At 58.8% G+C, this 15,694-nt stretch carries 16 protein-coding genes and 2 pseudogenes; 6 read left to right on the top strand and 12 right to left on the bottom strand.

Features of this window, described 5'->3' with window-relative positions; genetic code table 11:
- Positions 1 to 169 precede the first annotated feature (169 nt).
- From KHA73_RS10470 to KHA73_RS10455, 4 genes are all read right to left on the bottom strand, one after another.
- A complete protein-coding gene (locus KHA73_RS10470; RefSeq protein WP_234590730.1) occupies positions 170 to 442 on the bottom strand; it encodes a hypothetical protein in 273 nt (90 codons plus the stop codon).
- Between the two features lie 73 nt (positions 443 to 515).
- Positions 516 to 1,409, bottom strand: coding sequence for an aromatic amino acid DMT transporter YddG (yddG, locus tag KHA73_RS10465; RefSeq protein WP_234590728.1), 894 nt, complete (start codon positions 1,407 to 1,409; stop codon positions 516 to 518).
- Positions 1,410 to 1,501: 92 nt separating this feature from the next.
- Positions 1,502 to 2,872 carry an APC family permease gene (locus tag KHA73_RS10460; RefSeq protein ID WP_234590727.1) on the bottom strand — a complete coding sequence of 457 codons (1,371 nt, stop codon included), beginning with the start codon at positions 2,870 to 2,872 and terminating at the stop codon, positions 1,502 to 1,504.
- A gap of 281 nt (positions 2,873 to 3,153) precedes the next feature.
- Complete coding sequence (locus KHA73_RS10455; RefSeq protein ID WP_234590726.1) at positions 3,154 to 4,572, bottom strand: glutamine synthetase family protein; 1,419 nt, start codon at positions 4,570 to 4,572, stop codon at positions 3,154 to 3,156.
- 220 nt (positions 4,573 to 4,792) lie between these two features.
- Between KHA73_RS10455 and puuD the strand changes: the two genes are divergently transcribed.
- Genes puuD through KHA73_RS10435 form a run of 4 tightly spaced genes read left to right on the top strand, consistent with a single transcriptional unit; the run spans position 4,793 to position 8,911 of the window.
- Positions 4,793 to 5,554 carry a gamma-glutamyl-gamma-aminobutyrate hydrolase gene (gene puuD / locus KHA73_RS10450; protein ID WP_234590725.1) on the top strand — a complete coding sequence of 254 codons (762 nt, stop codon included), beginning with the start codon at positions 4,793 to 4,795 and terminating at the stop codon, positions 5,552 to 5,554.
- Positions 5,551 to 6,108: an HTH-type transcriptional regulator PuuR gene (puuR, locus tag KHA73_RS10445; protein ID WP_234590724.1), complete on the top strand. Its 558-nt coding sequence runs from the start codon at positions 5,551 to 5,553 to the stop codon at positions 6,106 to 6,108. The genes puuD and puuR overlap by 4 nt, the downstream gene beginning before the upstream one ends.
- A gap of 15 nt (positions 6,109 to 6,123) precedes the next feature.
- A complete protein-coding gene (puuC, locus tag KHA73_RS10440) occupies positions 6,124 to 7,620 on the top strand; it encodes an aldehyde dehydrogenase PuuC (protein ID WP_234590722.1) in 1,497 nt (498 codons plus the stop codon).
- A 10-nt stretch (positions 7,621 to 7,630) separates the two neighbouring features.
- Entirely contained in the window at positions 7,631 to 8,911 is a 1,281-nt protein-coding gene (locus KHA73_RS10435; RefSeq protein WP_234590720.1) for an NAD(P)/FAD-dependent oxidoreductase, read from the top strand.
- Between the two features lie 39 nt (positions 8,912 to 8,950).
- Here the strand turns inward: KHA73_RS10435 and KHA73_RS10430 are convergent, their stop codons facing one another.
- Together KHA73_RS10430 and KHA73_RS10425 are read right to left on the bottom strand one after the other, a co-directional pair.
- Positions 8,951 to 9,706 carry an SDR family NAD(P)-dependent oxidoreductase gene (locus tag KHA73_RS10430; protein ID WP_234590718.1) on the bottom strand — a complete coding sequence of 252 codons (756 nt, stop codon included), beginning with the start codon at positions 9,704 to 9,706 and terminating at the stop codon, positions 8,951 to 8,953.
- Positions 9,707 to 9,975: 269 nt separating this feature from the next.
- Positions 9,976 to 10,404 carry a universal stress protein gene (locus KHA73_RS10425; RefSeq protein WP_234590716.1) on the bottom strand — a complete coding sequence of 143 codons (429 nt, stop codon included), beginning with the start codon at positions 10,402 to 10,404 and terminating at the stop codon, positions 9,976 to 9,978.
- Positions 10,405 to 10,671: 267 nt separating this feature from the next.
- Here KHA73_RS10425 and KHA73_RS10420 point away from each other — a divergent pair, with 267 nt between their 5' ends.
- Positions 10,672 to 11,349: a hydrolase gene (locus KHA73_RS10420; RefSeq protein ID WP_234590715.1), complete on the top strand. Its 678-nt coding sequence runs from the start codon at positions 10,672 to 10,674 to the stop codon at positions 11,347 to 11,349.
- Between the two features lie 214 nt (positions 11,350 to 11,563).
- Here the strand turns inward: KHA73_RS10420 and KHA73_RS10415 are convergent.
- Both KHA73_RS10415 and cspE read right to left on the bottom strand, forming a co-directional pair.
- Positions 11,564 to 11,642, bottom strand: a pseudogene (locus KHA73_RS10415).
- 114 nt (positions 11,643 to 11,756) lie between these two features.
- The gene (gene cspE / locus KHA73_RS10410; RefSeq protein WP_148876050.1) at positions 11,757 to 11,969 is read right to left on the bottom strand and encodes a transcription antiterminator/RNA stability regulator CspE; all 213 of its coding nucleotides are present in this window, start codon (positions 11,967 to 11,969) and stop codon (positions 11,757 to 11,759) included.
- Positions 11,970 to 12,343: 374 nt separating this feature from the next.
- Here cspE and KHA73_RS10405 point away from each other — a divergent pair, with 374 nt between their 5' ends.
- Positions 12,344 to 12,967, top strand: coding sequence for a LysE family translocator (locus tag KHA73_RS10405; protein ID WP_234590713.1), 624 nt, complete (start codon positions 12,344 to 12,346; stop codon positions 12,965 to 12,967).
- Here KHA73_RS10405 and KHA73_RS10400 read toward each other — a convergent pair.
- The 4 genes and pseudogenes from KHA73_RS10400 to KHA73_RS10385 all read right to left on the bottom strand — a co-directional run bounded on the left by KHA73_RS10400 (position 12,957) and on the right by KHA73_RS10385 (position 15,693).
- A pseudogene (locus KHA73_RS10400) lies at positions 12,957 to 13,601 on the bottom strand (Qnr family pentapeptide repeat protein). The gene KHA73_RS10405 and the pseudogene KHA73_RS10400 overlap by 11 nt on opposite strands.
- A 94-nt stretch (positions 13,602 to 13,695) precedes the next feature.
- A complete protein-coding gene (locus tag KHA73_RS10395) occupies positions 13,696 to 14,700 on the bottom strand; it encodes a gluconolaconase (protein ID WP_234590712.1) in 1,005 nt (334 codons plus the stop codon).
- A gap of 281 nt (positions 14,701 to 14,981) precedes the next feature.
- Positions 14,982 to 15,191 (bottom strand): hypothetical protein, encoded by a 210-nt coding sequence (locus KHA73_RS10390; protein ID WP_234590711.1) that lies wholly within the window; start codon positions 15,189 to 15,191, stop codon positions 14,982 to 14,984.
- Positions 15,192 to 15,276: 85 nt separating this feature from the next.
- Positions 15,277 to 15,693 carry a DUF2000 domain-containing protein gene (locus tag KHA73_RS10385; protein WP_234590710.1) on the bottom strand — a complete coding sequence of 139 codons (417 nt, stop codon included), beginning with the start codon at positions 15,691 to 15,693 and terminating at the stop codon, positions 15,277 to 15,279.
- Position 15,694: the final 1 nt, after the last annotated feature.

Below are 15,694 nucleotides of genomic sequence, written 5' to 3'. Positions count from 1 at the left end.
ATGCTACCAACAACTTTCGGATTTTTCTAATAGCAAATGATATTTTTTATCATTTGCCGATATAAAAAATAGCCGTAAAGCGAATTTAACGGTTGATTATAGTGAATAACAAAAAAATTTTCAGCAAAAGCCCTGCATGAGGAAACAGCGCAAGGCTCGGGGAAAGCGCTTAGTTCACCGCCGGTATCGCTTTGGCGATATTCTCCTGGCGGAATACCACTTCTTCGCCGTTTTTGACTTCCCAGCCGGCGACCGGAATGTCGGTTTTGGGCGCCGCCGCGACCACCGAACCGTAAATCAGCTTGTCGTCGCGGCGTAAAATGTAAACGTCCAGCTGATATTCATGCTGCAAATTCGCTGTGGTCAGGCGCACGGTATCACCGCGCTCATAGTGATGCACGTCAATCTCAGGTTGCTGGATAAATTGAATATCGCTTCTCATCGTCGTCGTTCCTTCAGGCATCATTGCTAGTTAAATTCTAGTTCAACATTGCGGCGGCAACGGAGAATTTCCGTTAATTTCCACGGGTTGCCCGCCAGCAGATCAGCGAGCCCAGCGTAACCATCACCACCCCTTGCCAAAAGTTGAGGGTCAACGCCGTATGCAGCACCGCGGCGGCGAACACCGCCGACAGCACCGGGGTAAAGTAGGAAACGGTGGCCAACAGCGTCATATTGCCGTGCAGGATGCCGACGTTCCAGGCGGCATAGCCGGCGCCCATCGCCACGCCGGCGCACAGCAGCGTCAGGGTAACGCCCGGCGTGAACTGCATACCGCTTTCCGTGCTGAAGGCGTATTTCAACCACAGCGCCAGCGCGGTCAGCGTGATAAACAGCACCACGCCGTTGCTGCCCTGAGCGATTTTCTTGGTCAGGTTGCAATACAGCGCCCAAATCACCGCGCCGCTGAAGGCCAGGCCATAGCTGAGCGGATTGCTGTGCACATTGGCCAGCATCTGCGCCGGCGACCAGCCGCCCTCGCCGCTCATGATCCAACCAATGCCGAACAGCGACAGCAGCAGGCCGGGGAGCAGCCACCATTTGGCCTTCTGCCCGTTGAACGCCAACGCCATCAGCACGGTGAAACAGGGCCACAGGTAGTTGATCATCCCCACTTCGATCGCCTGCAGGCGGCTGCTGGCATAGCCCAGCGACAGCGACAGACAAATCTCGTAGCTGACGAACAGCAGGCTGCCGACGATCAGATAAGGCCGAGGGAAACGGCGCAGCTTCGGCAAACCGAGCGCCAGCAACAAAAACGCCGCGCTGACGCTGTAGATCATCGCCGCGCCGCCGATCGGCCCCAGGCCTTCGCTGACGCTGCGGATCAGCCCCACGACGCTGCTCCACAGCAGGATAGCCAGCAGGCCGAACAGCGTCGCCCTGTTGCGGCTGGGCAAAGAAGCCATAAACCACATCCAAAAGGTTATTTTTTATCAGGATTTTCACTCTACTGCCGGGAAGGGGAAAAAGAAAGGCGGGAAGATCCCGCCCGGATGATTTATTGCTGCGGCTGGCGCTCCAGCTGCGGCGGCGGTTGGCGGAAGCGGCGAGTAAGATAGGCCAGGTAACCGAAACCCAGCATCGCCCAAATCAGCCCCATGGTGAGCGAGCTTTTCTCCAGGTTGAGCCACAGCACCCCCACCGTCAGCGCGCCGACCAGCGGCAGGAACAGGAAGTTGAAACGGTCCTTCCAGCTCTTGTTGCGCCCTTCGCGGATAAAGAAGTGGCTGATCACCGACAGGTTAACAAAGGTAAAGGCCACCAGCGCGCCGAAGTTGATCAATGCGGTGGCGGTAACCAGATCGAAAGACAGCGCCGACAGCGCCACCAACCCCACCAGCAACACGTTCAGCGCTGGGGTGCGCCATTTGGGATGGATATAGCCGAAGAATTTTTCCGGAAACACGTTGTCGCGCCCCATCACGTACAGCAGGCGCGATACGCTGGCGTGCGACGCCAGGCCCGACGCCAGCGTGTTGATAAACGTAACGCACAGGAAGATCGATTGGAACAGCTTGCCGCCCACGTACAGCGCAATCTCCGGCAGCGCCGCATCGGGCTGATGGAAGCGCTGAATGGTGGGGAAAAACAGCTGAATAAAGAACGAAACGCTGATGAAGATCACCCCGCCGTACAGCGCGGTGAGAAAGATGGCGCGCGGGATCACTCTGGCGGCGTCGGGCGTCTCTTCGCACAGCGTGGTCACCGCATCAAAGCCGAGGAACGAGAAGCACAGGATGGTGGCGCCGGTAATGATCGGCAACAGATGCGCGTTTTCGCTGATGAACGGTTGCAGGCTCCACACCGTACCCAGCCCCTCCCCGCTGTGCAGGCCGCGCACCACCAGAAAGATGAACACCACGATGATCGCCACCTGGGCCAGCACGAACAGCGTGTTGAAATTGGCCACCAGGTTGACGCTCTTCAGGTTGATGGCGGTGATGATGATCACGAAGCCCACTACCCAGACCCAGGGGGGCACTTCGGGGAACAGTGCGGTCAGATAAATCTTCGCCAGCAGGGTATTGATCATCGGCAGGAACAGATAATCCAGCAGCGAGGACCAGCCCACCAAAAAGCCGACGTGCGGGTTGATGGCCTTTTGCGCATAGGTATAGGCGGAGCCGGCGGTTGGGAACTGGCGCACCAGTTTGCCGTAGCTGATGGCGGTGAACAGCACGCCGGCCAGCGCCAGCAAATAAGACGCCGGCACGTGGCCGTCGGTCAGGCCGGAGACGATGCCGAAGGTATCAAACACCGTCATCGGCGTCAGATAGGCCAGGCCCATCATCACCACCTGCCACAGCTTCAAGGATTTACGCAGCTGCGGTTTGCCCGCCTGATCGCATTCGATGGCTTTAATCGTCATGGCAGTTCCCCTCTTGGTCCTCTGCTGTTAACCGTTTAACGTCATTCAGAGAGGCCGCGGGGATACTGCTGCTCAGGCGGCGGGATGAGCGATGTGAAATCAGGGCGCTGCGGCACAGGCGTACGCCTGTGCATTCGGGTTGAACAATCATGGTTATTTCCTCGCTGGCGTCCTGTACGCCCAGATGGAAGAAATTCTGTACCGCTGCGCGCAGCCTCGCTGGCCACAGGATAGCCGGCGAAATACGCTGGACGCGCGCGGAAGTAGCGGGGTTGAGCGGATCAGGCGTTTTTCAGCATCCACTCAATTTCGGTTTCGGTGATCAGGCGCTCAAACTGCACCAGCTCATCGGTCTTGCAGGCCAGATAGACGTGGCTGAACCTTTCCCCCAGCAGCGCCTTCAGCACCGGCTGGTGTTCGAACTCATACAGCGCGTCGCTCTGGCGGATAGGGAACGGCAGCCCATCCTGCTCCAGCCCGTTGCCGGTGACCGGTTCCTGTAGCGGCAGCGGCGTTTCCAGCCCGTAGACAATGCCGGCCAGAATAGTGGCCATCACCAGATACGGGTTGGCGTCGGCGCCGGCCACGCGATACTCCACGCGATGGCTGTCGCGGTCGCCGCAGGGGATCCGCAGCGCCACGGTGCGGTTATTGTGCCCCCACGAGGCCTGGGTCGGCACATACATGCCCGGCTGGAAACGGCGGTAGGCGTTGACGTTCGGCGCCAACAGCGCCATGGAAGACGGCATCAAGGCGATCATGCCCGCCAGCGCCTGTTTCAGCAGCGTGGAGTCTTCGCCGTCGTCGTCGGCGAACACGTTGCTGCCCTGCCCGTCCAGCATGCTGATGTGCACGTGCATGCCGCTGCCGGCGTGCTCCTCGTAGGGTTTGGCCATAAAGGTAGCCTGCATGTTGTGGTTTTCGGCCACCATGCGCACCAAGCGCTTCAGCGCCAGCGCATGATCGCAGGCTTCCAGCACGTTGTCGGTATGATGCAGGTTGACTTCGAACTGGCCGGGCGAGGCCTCCGCCACCGCGCCGTCCGCCGGAATGCCCTGCAGGCGCGCCAACTCGTCGATTTCGCTCAGCACGTCGGCGAAGTGGTTCAGGTTATCGACGGAATACACCTGGCTCTGGGTGTTGCGTTCCTGGGTGCCCGGCGCGCACGGCGGTTGCAGATAGCCCTCCGTGTCGCGCTGGCGGTCGATGAGATAAAACTCCAGCTCTACCGCTACCACGGGGGATAACCCGCGCTGACGCAAACGCTGCCACACTCGGTTCAGCACATTGCGCGGTTCAACGTCAAAGGGAGTGCCATCTTCATCCAGCATGGTGAGCAGCACCTGCGCGATATATTGCGGGTCGGCCGCCGACGGCGTCAGGGTGCCCAGCACCGGGACGCAAATATGGTCCGGTTCGCCCAATTCTTGCCCCAGCCCCGCCTCTTCCACCACGTTGCCGAGAATATCCATCGCAAACACCGACGCCGGGAAGTAGCAGCCCTTTTCCAGCTTGTTCAGGCCGCCGACCGGAATGCGTTTGCCGCGGAAGCTGCCGTTGAGATCGGTCAGCAGAACGTCGACGTGCTGGGTTAACGGATAACGTTCCAGATACTTGTTCACTTCGCGCTGGAACGCGCTACTTCGTCTTTCTTCATTGTGTTGAACAAAGTTTTCCACTTCTACGATGTTGGTCTGCATGATTCACCCGCCGTTTGTGTTTTGTCTGTCGTCGATGTTTATTGACCATCTTGCTCAATATAATGTCCACAAATGAAACGTAGATGAAACAATTTTGTTTTGCAAGTGTTACTTTTGGTTTGAATATTGCCCATTCCACTGCTAGATTTATAGAATATTGAACGAAAACGGCAGTGTAGAAGCTTATCGTTCATAATTTCGAACATACCAAGGGGATAGCATGGGCAATATATTTAACAGACCAGTCATCGGCGTGGTGATGTGCAGGTACAGGTTAAACGGACACCTCACACAGACCTTGCAAGAAAAGTACCTGAATGCCGCGATCGCCGCCGGCGGGCTGCCAATCGCCTTGCCGCACGCGCTGGCCGAGCCGGAACTGCTGGCGGAACTGCTGGAGCAGCTCGACGGCATTCTGCTGCCGGGCAGCCCCAGCAATGTGCAGCCGCACCTTTATGGTGAAAACGGCGATGAGCCTGACGCCGATCCTGGGCGAGATGAATTGAGCCTGGCGCTAATCCGCCACGCGCTCGACAGGCGCATTCCCCTTTTCGCCATTTGCCGCGGCATGCAGGAAATGGTGGTCGCCACCCAAGGCACCCTGCACCGCCGGCTGTACGAACTGCCCGAGCTGCTTGAACACCGTGAAGACCACGACCTGCCGCTGGAACAGCAATACGCCCCCGCCCACGAAGTCATCGTGCAGGAAGGGGGGCTCCTTTCGGACCTGATACCGGATTGCAACAGATTCTGGGTGAACTCATTGCACGGCCAGGGCGCCAAAAGCCTCGGCCCGGAGATCCGCATCGAGGCCCATGCCGCCGACGGGCTGGTGGAGGCCATCAGCGTGCGCGATCGGCCTTTCGCGCTCGGCGTGCAGTGGCACCCGGAGTGGAACAGCGAAGAGTACGCCCTGTCGCGCCTGTTGTTTGATGGTTTCATCACCGCTTGCCGGAACTATCAAAAGGAAAAACGCCCATGAGCGATGTCAGCTTGGCGCCGGGAAAACGTCTGTCGCAGATCCGCCAGCAGTTAGGGCTGTCGCAGCGCCGGGTAGCCGAACTGTCTGGATTGACCCACAGCGCCATCAGCACCATCGAGCAGGATAAGGTCAGCCCGGCCATCAGTACGCTGCAAAAGCTGCTGACGGTCTACGGCCTGTCGCTGTCGGCGTTTTTTGCCGAGCCGGATAAGCCGGCGGAGCCGCAAATCGTCATCGATCACGAAGACCTGATCGAAATTGGCAGCCAGGGGGTGTCAATGAAGCTTATCCACAACGGCGATCCCAACCGCACCCTGGCGATGATGATAGAAACCTATGAGCCGGGCACCACCACCGGCGAGCGCATCAAACACCAGGGGGAAGAAATAGGCACGCTGCTGGAAGGCGAAGTGGTGCTGCAGGTCAACGGGCAGGTTTATCACCTGCTGGCCGGGCAGAGCTACGCCATCAACACCGGCATTCCCCACAGTTTCAGCAACACGTCGGCGCGGATTTGCCGGATTATCAGCGCCCATACGCCGACGACATTCTGATCAACGGAGCTAGGTATGGATTTCCACCACCTGCAGTATTGGCAACATCGGGCGCAAGCCCTGCACATTGAGAACCGACTGTTTATTAATGGCCGCTATCAGCCGGCCGCCGAAGGGGAAAGCTTTGCCGTGGACGATCCCGCCGGCCGGCGCCAGCTGGCGCTGGTGGCGCGCGGCAGCGGCGTCGATATCGATTTGGCGGTCAGCGCGGCGCGCGGCGCGTTCGAGCGCGGCGACTGGTCACAGGCGGCCCCGGCGCAGCGTAAAGCCACCCTGCTGCGCTTCGCCGCACTGATGGAACAGCACCATGAAGAGCTGGCGCTGCTGGAAACGCTGGATACCGGCAAGCCTATCCGCCACAGCCTGCGCGACGACGTGCCGGGCGCTATCCGCTGCATCCGCTGGTACGCCGAAGCGATCGATAAGGTGTACGGCGAAATCGCCCCTACCGGCCGCGACGCGCTGGCGTTGATCGAACGTGAGCCAATCGGCGTGGTCGGCGCCATCGTTCCCTGGAACTTCCCGCTGCTGCTGGCCTGCTGGAAGCTCGGCCCGGCGCTGGCCGCCGGCAACAGCCTGGTCCTCAAACCGTCTGAAAAATCGCCGCTGAGCGCCCTGCTGCTCGGCAAGCTGGCGCAGCAGGCCGGGCTGCCGGACGGCGTACTGAACGTGGTCCCCGGCTACGGCCACGACGCCGGCAAGGCGCTGGCGCTGCACAACGACGTCGACGCGCTCACCTTCACCGGTTCCACGCTGGTTGCCAAGCAACTGATGAAGTACGCCGGCGAATCCAATATGAAACGCGTCTGGCTGGAGGCCGGCGGAAAAAGCGCCAATATCGTCTTCGCCGATTGCCCGGACCTGGACAAAGCCGCGCAAAGCGCTGCGGCAGGCATTTTCTACAACCAGGGCCAGGTGTGCATCGCCGGTACCCGCCTGCTGGTGGAAGAAAGTATTCAGCAAGATTTTCTGCAGGCGCTGCGCAAGCATGCGGCGGCATTTACCCCGGGCGACCCGCTCGATCCGGCCACGGTAATGGGCACGCTGATCGACAGCGGCCACTGCGAGAAAGTGGCGGGCTATATCGACCAGGGGCTGAGCCAGGGCGCCTCGCTGTTCCTCGACGGCCGTCGGCACCCGCAGGGCGATCACGCCGGCTACCTCGGCCCGACCATTCTCACCGGGGTGGATAACGCCATGAGCGTAGCGCGCGACGAAATCTTCGGCCCGGTGCTGGCGGTGACCACCTTCAGCGGCGAACAGCAGGCGCTGCAGCTGGCCAACGACAGCGATTACGGCCTGGGCGCCGCGGTCTGGACCCGCGATCTGAGCCGCGCCCACCGCATGGCGCGGGGCTTGAAAGCCGGCACGGTATTCGTCAACAACTACAACGACGGCGACATGACCGTGCCGTTCGGCGGGTACAAGCAGAGCGGCAACGGCCGCGATAAGTCGCTGCACGCGCTGGATAAGTTCACAGAACTGAAAACCACCTGGATCTCGCTGGAATAAGGGCCTCATCATGACTGAACACGTAAAAAGCTATTATGCGGCCTCGGCCAACGACCATCAGCCTTACCCACAGCTGAATGAGTCTATCGAATGCGACGTCTGCGTGGTCGGCGGCGGTTACACCGGCCTGTCTTCGGCGCTGTTTCTGGTAGAGGCCGGTTATGACGTGGTGGTGCTGGAATCCGCACGCATCGGCTTTGGCGCCAGCGGCCGCAACGGCGGCCAGCTGGTTAACTCCTACAGCCGCGACATCGACGTAATTGAGCAACGCTACGGGCCGGAAAGCGCCCGGGTGCTCGGCAGCATGATGTTTGAGGGCGCAGAGATCATTCGCAGCCGTATCAAGCGATACGCCATCGAATGCGACTACCGCCCCGGCGGCATCTTCGCCGCGCTGAATAACAAGCAGTACCACGCGCTGATCGAGCAGAAGCAGAACTGGGAACGTTACGGCAACACCCAGCTCGAACTGCTGGATGCCGACCGGGTGCGCCAGGAGATCGCCAGCGATCGCTACGTCGGCGCGCTGCTGGACCACAGCGGCGGCCACATCCACCCGCTCAATCTGGCGCTCGGCGAGGCTGAGGCGATTCGCCTGCAGGGCGGCCGCATCTTCGAACAATCGGCGGTGACCGACATCCGCCACGGCGAACCGGCTATCGTCAGCACCGCCGGCGGCCAGGTGAAGGCACGCTACGTGATTGTCGCCGGCAACGCCTATCTGGGGGACAAGCTGGAGCCGCGCCTGGCGAAGCGCAGCATGCCGTGCGGCACTCAGGTGGTCGCCACCGAGCCGCTGGCGCCAGAGGTGACGCAGGCGCTGATCCCGCAAAACTACTGCGTCGAAGACTGCAACTATCTGCTGGATTATTACCGCATTACCGGCGATAACCGGCTGCTTTACGGCGGCGGCGTGGTCTATGGCGCACGCGACCCGGACGACATCGACAACCTGATCCGGCCAAAGCTGCTGAAAACCTTCCCGCAGTTGAAGGGGGTGCGCATCGACTATCGCTGGACCGGCAACTTCCTGCTGACGCTGTCGCGCATGCCGCAGTTCGGCCGCCTGGAGAATAACGTCTATTACATGCAGGGTTACAGCGGCCACGGCGTGACCTGCACCCATCTGGCGGGCAAGCTGATTGCGGAACTGATGCGCGGCGACGCGGAGCGCTTCGACGCCTTCGCCAGGCTGCCGCATTTGCCGTTCTTCGGCGGGCGCAACCTGCAGATCCCGTTCACCGCCATCGGCGCCGCGTATTATACGCTGCGCGATCGCATTGGGGTGTGATCAAAAAGGCCCGGCGATGCCGGGCCCAATGGCTAACGCCTAAACGATTTTCGGCTGACCGTCCGAGGCGGTCGCCCCGCCGTCGACCGGGATGTTGGCGCCGTTGATAAAGCTGGCGTCATCGCTGGCCAGGAACGCCATCACCGCCGCCACTTCTTCCGGCTCCGCCGCGCGGCCCAGCGCAATGCGTTCGTTGAACTTGTCGCGGATCTCCTGCGGCCAGCCGTTGGTCATGTTGGTTTTCACCAGGCTCGGACACACCGAGTTGACGCGCACGCCGTCGCCGCCGTGATCCAGCGCCATGGCGCGCGTCAGGTTGACCACCGCCCCCTTCGCCGCACAGTAATAAGCCGCGCCCCAGTCGCCGCCCAGGCCGGAAACCGACGCCGTATTGACGATGCAGCCTTTGGTTTTCAACAGGTACGGCAAGGCGAACTTGGAGCAGAACACCACGCCGTCGATATCGACCCCGGCGATGCGCCGCCAGTCGGCGACGCTGGTTTCCAGCACGCTGCCCGCCACGTGTACGCCGGCGTTGTTCAGCAACACGTCGATACGGCCCAGTTTCTCCACCACTTCATTCATCATCTTCTCGACCGCAACCGGGTCGGAAACGTCGATATGCACCGCCAGCGCCCGGCCCTGCGGCAGCGAAGCGGCCACCTTGTCCACCGCTTCCCTGGCCCAGTCGGCCAATACCACGATGGCGCCCTCGGCGGAAAACCGCCGCGCCGCCGCTTCCCCCATGCCATTACCCGCACCGGTGATGACCACCACTTTATTGTCAAAACGCATGAGACCTCCTCCATGTGAACGTATTTATATAAATCATACAAATCCTCATTGCCCGAGGATAAAACTCCCGGCGGCGCCAGGCCAGTCAAAACGTGCGGTTTGTTAACCAAAAAGAGGTATCAGGAGCCATTTCAATGCGCTGGGGCAAGCATTCTCGGAATTAAGCCAAATTATTGATGGATATAATAAAATTTACCAGAGTGACTATTTCGATGGGGGCTATTGGGCATGAGACACGATAGAAACCCCTCGCCGGGCGAGGGGCTGCGCTATTTTTTGTCGATGGGGATCACCAGCAGATCGACATTCAGATCGTTGATCGCCTGGCGCGCCGAAGACATCAGCCGGCTCCAGACATCGTGGTGATGGCCGAAGACAATCAGATCAAACCCTTTCTCCTTAGCCGCCCGGTTCAGCTCTGCCGTCAGTTCACCGCGGCTGACGATCGCCTCTTCCACCGGGTAGGACGACTGACCGCGGATCGCATTGAGTATGTTCTTGACCCGCTCCGAAAAGGTGCGATCGGTGTAGTTATATTCACCCACCCCCAGTTCGGCGTAATAACCGGTGCGGTGGATATCGATATAGATCAGGGAAAGTTTGGCATTGAGCGCGGCGGCCAGCCTGGCGCCCTTGCCCAGCAGGAACTCGGCGTCTTCGCTGAGATCGGTTGCGACAACGATATGTTGATAAGCCATGACGACTGCCCTCCGCATCGAGCTAGTGAACAGAATGGCGCTCCCTGCCGGGCTTTCCGCATGCTTCTTATGCAGTTTAATTTTAGTTCAGCGTTGGGATGCTCGCCTGTCGCTCAATATCGTTCTATTTATGGAACGATTAATCCCACCTTCACCCTCTAGTGCAATTCCGCCAAGTGCCTAAACTAAGAGCACGAAATGAGATTAACCATCTGGTTATTCAACATTAATTTTCATATCACCATCCGACTACAGAAGGAAAAAACCATGAGCGCTCCAGAAAACTTTAACGGTCAACGTCCTGTTATTGATGTCAATGACGCCGTATTGCTGTTGATTGATCACCAGAGCGGTCTGTTCCAGACCGTCGCCGACATGCCAATGACCGAGCTGCGCGCCCGCGCCGGCGCATTGGCCAGCATCGCCACGCTGAGCAAACTGCCGGTGATCACCACCGCCTCGGTGCCGCAGGGCCCCAATGGCCCGCTGATCCCGGAAATCCACCAGAATGCGCCGCATGCACAGTACGTCGCCCGCAAAGGCGAGATCAACGCCTGGGACAACCCGGAGTTCGTGGCGGCGGTAAAAGCCACCGGCCGCAAGACCCTGATTATCGCCGGCACCATCACCAGCGTATGCATGGCCTTCCCGTCCATCAGCGCGGTCGCCGAAGGCTATAAGGTCTTCGCGGTGATCGATGCCTCCGGCACCTATTCCAAAATGGCGCAAGAAATCACCCTGGCGCGCGTGGTGCAGGCCGGCGTGGTGCCTATCGATACCGCCGGCGTCGCCTCAGAGCTGCAAGGCAGCTGGAACCGCGATGATGCGCAGCAATGGGCTGAGGTATACACCAAAATCTTCCCGGCCTATCAGTTGCTGATTGAAAGCTATATGAAAGCGCAGGACGTAGTGAAAAACAACGAGCTGCTGGATTCTCAACGCTGAGAGAGCAGACATAAAAAAACCCCGGCGCCATGCCGGGGTTATCAATGTTTGCCGGTTACTTTCCCGGCTGTCATGTTATGGCGTAAGCGTCCATCCAACACTCCAACGTTACGCAGCCTAAGCACAACTTTTTCACAACAGAAAAATAGACTGAAAATCGGCATTATTATTTATGCGACAATCTGTTTTTCTGTTGCCAATAATAATTAATTATTGGAACGTCATCGAGGAATCGAACCCCAGTCCGCCAACGGATAATTTCGCTGCCGCTCTTCCTGCTGAGCTAATGACGTATTGACAAATACTCCGGGCGAACCCGGAGTTTATTCAGGCTGAGGATTTCATTTCTTAACTGCTCCGGCTTAAACCATCATCGCTGTCGTAAGAAATCGTACCTCGGCCGAAAATTATAACGCGACCACGTTGCCGGCAGAAGGCCCCTTCATGCCATTTTCGATAGTGAACTCAACCTGTTGGCCTTCGTCCAGCGTTTTGAAATCGTTGCTCTGAATAGCGGAGAAGTGTACGAACACGTCTTTGCTGCCGTCTGCCGGGGTAATAAAGCCAAAGCCTTTACCTGCATCAAACCATTTTACCAAACCAGTCATTTTATTAGACATAGAGATATTCCCTTTATATTTTTGCGACGCCATATGGCGATAGAGGTCTGTTTTTATTGGAAACTTATGGGGCACTAGAGAAGAAAATTCGCGGGAGAAGAGGTATCTGAGGGATATCGCTAATACTGAGAACTGCTTTACTAAAACTGCTTTCATAAGGTCTGTACTACAAACCGATGACGCTATTTACACACAGCTGAATTATTTAAGCAAGGCATATTTTAAATTATATTCATAAGGCTCATAAATTTATTACCGCCTTAGGCCGCTGGCGCCTGCCGCTACGGGCCGGTAAAAAAGTTTCCGCACTGCTGGATCACACCGGCGATTCATTATAGAACTAGAGTTCCCCCCTTCTGACAGGCAGTTAACCGATGATCGATATGTCAGCCGTGCTCGCCGTTTTCACCGTCTATATCGTCGGCGTGGTGATCCCCGGCCCCAACTTTGTCGCCGTTGCGCACAAAGCCGTTTCCGCGCGCCGCAGCGAGGCTTTCGCCCTGGTGGCGGGCATCGTATTGGTCAACCTGTTCTGGGCGAGCAGCGCCCTGCTCGGCGTCGGTATGGTTTTCGCCTTGTTCCCCTGGCTGGCGCTGGCGGTAAAAGTGGCCGGCGCCGGTTATCTGATTTGGTTCGGTTATCGGCTGATCGCCCATGCAGCCCCCGGCTCAGGCGTTGCCGGCGCGGCGTGCGGGGTGAACGCCGGCTTCAGATCGGCGTTCTTGCAGGGGGTCGCCACCAACATAGCCAACCCCAAATCGGTCGCCTTTTACGCCGCGGTGTTTTCGTCGGCAGCGCCGGCGCATATCTCCATGCCCACCTTCGCCGCCATGCTGCTGGAGGTCGCGGTGATCGCCAGCCTGTGGTATGGCCTGGTGGCGCTGGTGCTGTCGCACGCGCCCATCGCCAGCGCCTACCGGCGCAGTAAAGCCTGGATCGATCGCGCCTGCGGCGCGCTGATTATCGGCCTGGGCATCAGACAGCTCCTCAGCCGATAATCGCAATCCCCAGCCGTTCCATCAGTTGGGCAGCCTGGTAGCTGTCCAGCTTCACGCCCTGCAGATCGGTATGGCGCAGATCCAGCTCACCCAGTTCGGAATTGCTCAGGTCGCACTGGGTCACGTTAGCCGCACGCCAGTCGAAGCCGGAGAATTCACCGCCAGACATGTCGGAACCGCTGAAGCTGGCGCCGAGGATCTGCGCCCCATTCCAGCGGTTTTCCCACAGCTAGCACTTCTCAAGCACCACCTTGGAAAAGTTGGCGTAGCTCAGGTTGCTTTTGGTGATGTAAGCGCTGCAGAACCAGGTACGGCTGGTGATCATATTCATGAAGCTGGCGCCGCGAAAGTCCGCGCCCTGCGCCCGGCATTCACGAATTTCGATCCCCAGCGCGCTGGCGTTTCTGAAATCGGCCATCGACAGATCGCAGCTTTTAAAACTGGCGTCTTTCAACAGCGCACGGCTGAAATTACCGCCCAGCCGGCTGTCGCGATCGTAAAACTGGCAGCCGATAAACTCGGTGCCGGTCAAATCGGCGCCCGAAAAATCACAGTTAATAAAGCTGCCGTTCTCGATTTTTTCGCCGGTAAAGCGGTTGCGATCGATTTTCTCACTCTTTAGCGCCAGGCCCATTATACACCCTGTTTATTTATACAGTCACCGGCGTATTATAGGCACATCACGGCTGCGCAGGAAACCCCGCGAGCGTTCGGCGAGCTCCTTGGCTTCAGCGAGCCCCGGCGGCATTGCCGCTCTCGGCAAACGCCACTTTGACGAGGCTAAACTCCCGCGTGCCATCCGCCTTGGCGCTGTCGGCAAACAGCTGCGGGTAGCGGGAATTAACCACCCAAACCTCACCGTCCTTGATAGCCGCGGCGGTCGGCCCGTCCAGCCCCGGCGGCGTAGCGACTGCGGCGATGCGGGCGCTGGCCCAGCCGTCGGATGAAGAGAGCAGCGTCACATCCCCCGACATCTTGCCATCCGCCCCCGGGAACGACTGCACCACCACCAGAGTGTCGGGGCTTTTGAGGCGCAAACCGTCCGGCCCTTTCAGCGGCAGCGGCAGCGCGATCTCGCTTAGCTTGCGCGTTCCATCCAGCGCCACCTTCCACAGCAGGCCGCGAGAATAGTCACCGACGATCAAATAGCCGCCCGGATGGTAAACGATGCCGTTGAGATAGGGCTGAGCACCCGATGCCGCACCGGCCTTGGCGGGCATCAGCCGCTCGGAGCGCACCAGTATCGAAGCCGCGCCGGTTGCCCGGTCGATTTTATAAATTTGCGGCTGGAAGCTGTCGGTGACGTAAACATTGCCCTGCGGATCTATGGCCAGATCGTTGGCGAGCGTCGGCCCTTTGCTCAACGGCGAGAGATCATACACCCGTTGCAGCACGCCGGTATCGAGAGCGAATTCCAGCACCTGTGCGATGCGGTTGCGCGTGCCGGGGGACGTTTTCAGCGCAATGCCGACGTCTTCATTGCAGACCAGCACGCGGTTGCGCGCCGCATCAACGACAATGCCGGAGGTGGTGATTTGCGGGCGGCCGGCGGCGAAACGCCGATAGCGCCCGTCTTCAAAAACCAGGCCAAGCTGCCCGCCGCGCAGCGACGAAACCAGAAACGCCCCGGCGCGTTCATTCCAGGCGATGCTCTCAGGGTATCCCCCGGCGACATCGGGAACGAAGGTGATCGTCTGCGCGCCTTGCGCCGGCGCAGCGGCTGCCAGACACATAGCGGCGCCAAGACACAGTGATGCTACTGATGATGCGGTGTTCTGGAACATGGCAGGAAACCTGGTGATTAACCGGACCTGCATAATAGGTTGGCGCTGAAAACGGCACTAGCCGGGAAAAAGGCAATGCACTAATGAAAAAATCACAGTAATCCTGCCCGGCCAGTAAAACCGCCATAAAATCTATGGCCCCCCCACCCTGTCAGCGTACCGCTCACAGGGTGGGGGGGACCATCTCACTAACCGCCCGAATTCGGACGGTCGTTATTCAAGACAGGCGGTTATTTCAACGCTTCCTGAATGGCGTCGGCCATCGGGCCAATGTGCTTTTCGGCCGCCTTCAGTTGGAAATCTACGCCGTTGCCGTCGTTGGTGTCGGACAAGGTGGCCTTGATCAACTCCAGCGCCGCCTGTACCGCCACTAATCGTTTATGCTGTTCGTCCGTGACCGGTTTGGACCCCATATTTGCCGGATAATATTGTTCTAACATCGTTTTCTCCTTGTGATGACGTCAGCAGCCAACTTAACATAAAACCCCAAATTTTTTAAGGTGACAGATCGCAGTACGCTACTGCTCAGCGATAGACCGAGAACTTTTTGGTCAACGGCTTTAGCTGTTCGGTTTCGCCGTACAGAGCGACCGCCACAAAGTCCAGCTGGTCATACTCGCTATTGGCGGTGTCGGCAATCTGCTGCTCGGCCGAATGCGACAGCATGGTGGTGGTGAAAAAGTTGAACAGCACCCGCTCTTCGCGGCATTTCAGGATCAGACTGCTGAGCTGGCTGCTATTTTTAGCCTGCAGGATCACAACAGGATAGTGGCTCATATTGGCGCTGATGCCGTCGATACTGCTGGGATAATGATGGAATTCTCGCTGTTCAATCAGATCGGTGATACCCGCCGTCAGGTGGCAGGCGGCGTTGAACAGGGTCGCGGTTTCGTGGTTGCGGTTCAGGATGATATAAAACTTTTTCTCGTTATCGCTGTACATG

Origin of the sequence: Serratia entomophila, assembly GCF_021462285.1 — a bacterium.
Taxonomy (GTDB): Bacteria; Pseudomonadota; Gammaproteobacteria; order Enterobacterales; family Enterobacteriaceae; genus Serratia; species Serratia entomophila.
The sequence above is the reverse complement of the archived record's forward strand: the minus strand, read 5'-3'. Positions and strand labels throughout refer to the sequence as shown.

Bases quoted from the DNA above. Each gene is read 5' to 3' on its own strand.
- puuC (WP_234590722.1), top strand. From the start codon at position 6,124: ATGGATTTCCACCACCTGCAGTATTGGCAACATCGGGCGCAAGCCCTG.
- KHA73_RS10425 (WP_234590716.1), bottom strand. From the start codon at position 10,404: ATGGCTTATCAACATATCGTTGTCGCAACCGATCTCAGCGAAGACGCC.
- puuR (WP_234590724.1), top strand. From the start codon at position 5,551: ATGAGCGATGTCAGCTTGGCGCCGGGAAAACGTCTGTCGCAGATCCGC.
- KHA73_RS10385 (WP_234590710.1), bottom strand. From the start codon at position 15,693: ATGTACAGCGATAACGAGAAAAAGTTTTATATCATCCTGAACCGCAAC.
- KHA73_RS10420 (WP_234590715.1), top strand. From the start codon at position 10,672: ATGAGCGCTCCAGAAAACTTTAACGGTCAACGTCCTGTTATTGATGTC.
- KHA73_RS10405 (WP_234590713.1), top strand. From the start codon at position 12,344: ATGATCGATATGTCAGCCGTGCTCGCCGTTTTCACCGTCTATATCGTC.
- KHA73_RS10395 (WP_234590712.1), bottom strand. From the start codon at position 14,700: ATGTGTCTGGCAGCCGCTGCGCCGGCGCAAGGCGCGCAGACGATCACC.
- KHA73_RS10470 (WP_234590730.1), bottom strand. From the start codon at position 442: ATGAGAAGCGATATTCAATTTATCCAGCAACCTGAGATTGACGTGCAT.
- KHA73_RS10390 (WP_234590711.1), bottom strand. From the start codon at position 15,191: ATGTTAGAACAATATTATCCGGCAAATATGGGGTCCAAACCGGTCACG.
- KHA73_RS10455 (WP_234590726.1), bottom strand. From the start codon at position 4,572: ATGCAGACCAACATCGTAGAAGTGGAAAACTTTGTTCAACACAATGAA.
- yddG (WP_234590728.1), bottom strand. From the start codon at position 1,409: ATGGCTTCTTTGCCCAGCCGCAACAGGGCGACGCTGTTCGGCCTGCTG.
- puuD (WP_234590725.1), top strand. From the start codon at position 4,793: ATGGGCAATATATTTAACAGACCAGTCATCGGCGTGGTGATGTGCAGG.
- KHA73_RS10460 (WP_234590727.1), bottom strand. From the start codon at position 2,872: ATGACGATTAAAGCCATCGAATGCGATCAGGCGGGCAAACCGCAGCTG.
- KHA73_RS10435 (WP_234590720.1), top strand. From the start codon at position 7,631: ATGACTGAACACGTAAAAAGCTATTATGCGGCCTCGGCCAACGACCAT.
- cspE (WP_148876050.1), bottom strand. From the start codon at position 11,969: ATGTCTAATAAAATGACTGGTTTGGTAAAATGGTTTGATGCAGGTAAA.
- KHA73_RS10430 (WP_234590718.1), bottom strand. From the start codon at position 9,706: ATGCGTTTTGACAATAAAGTGGTGGTCATCACCGGTGCGGGTAATGGC.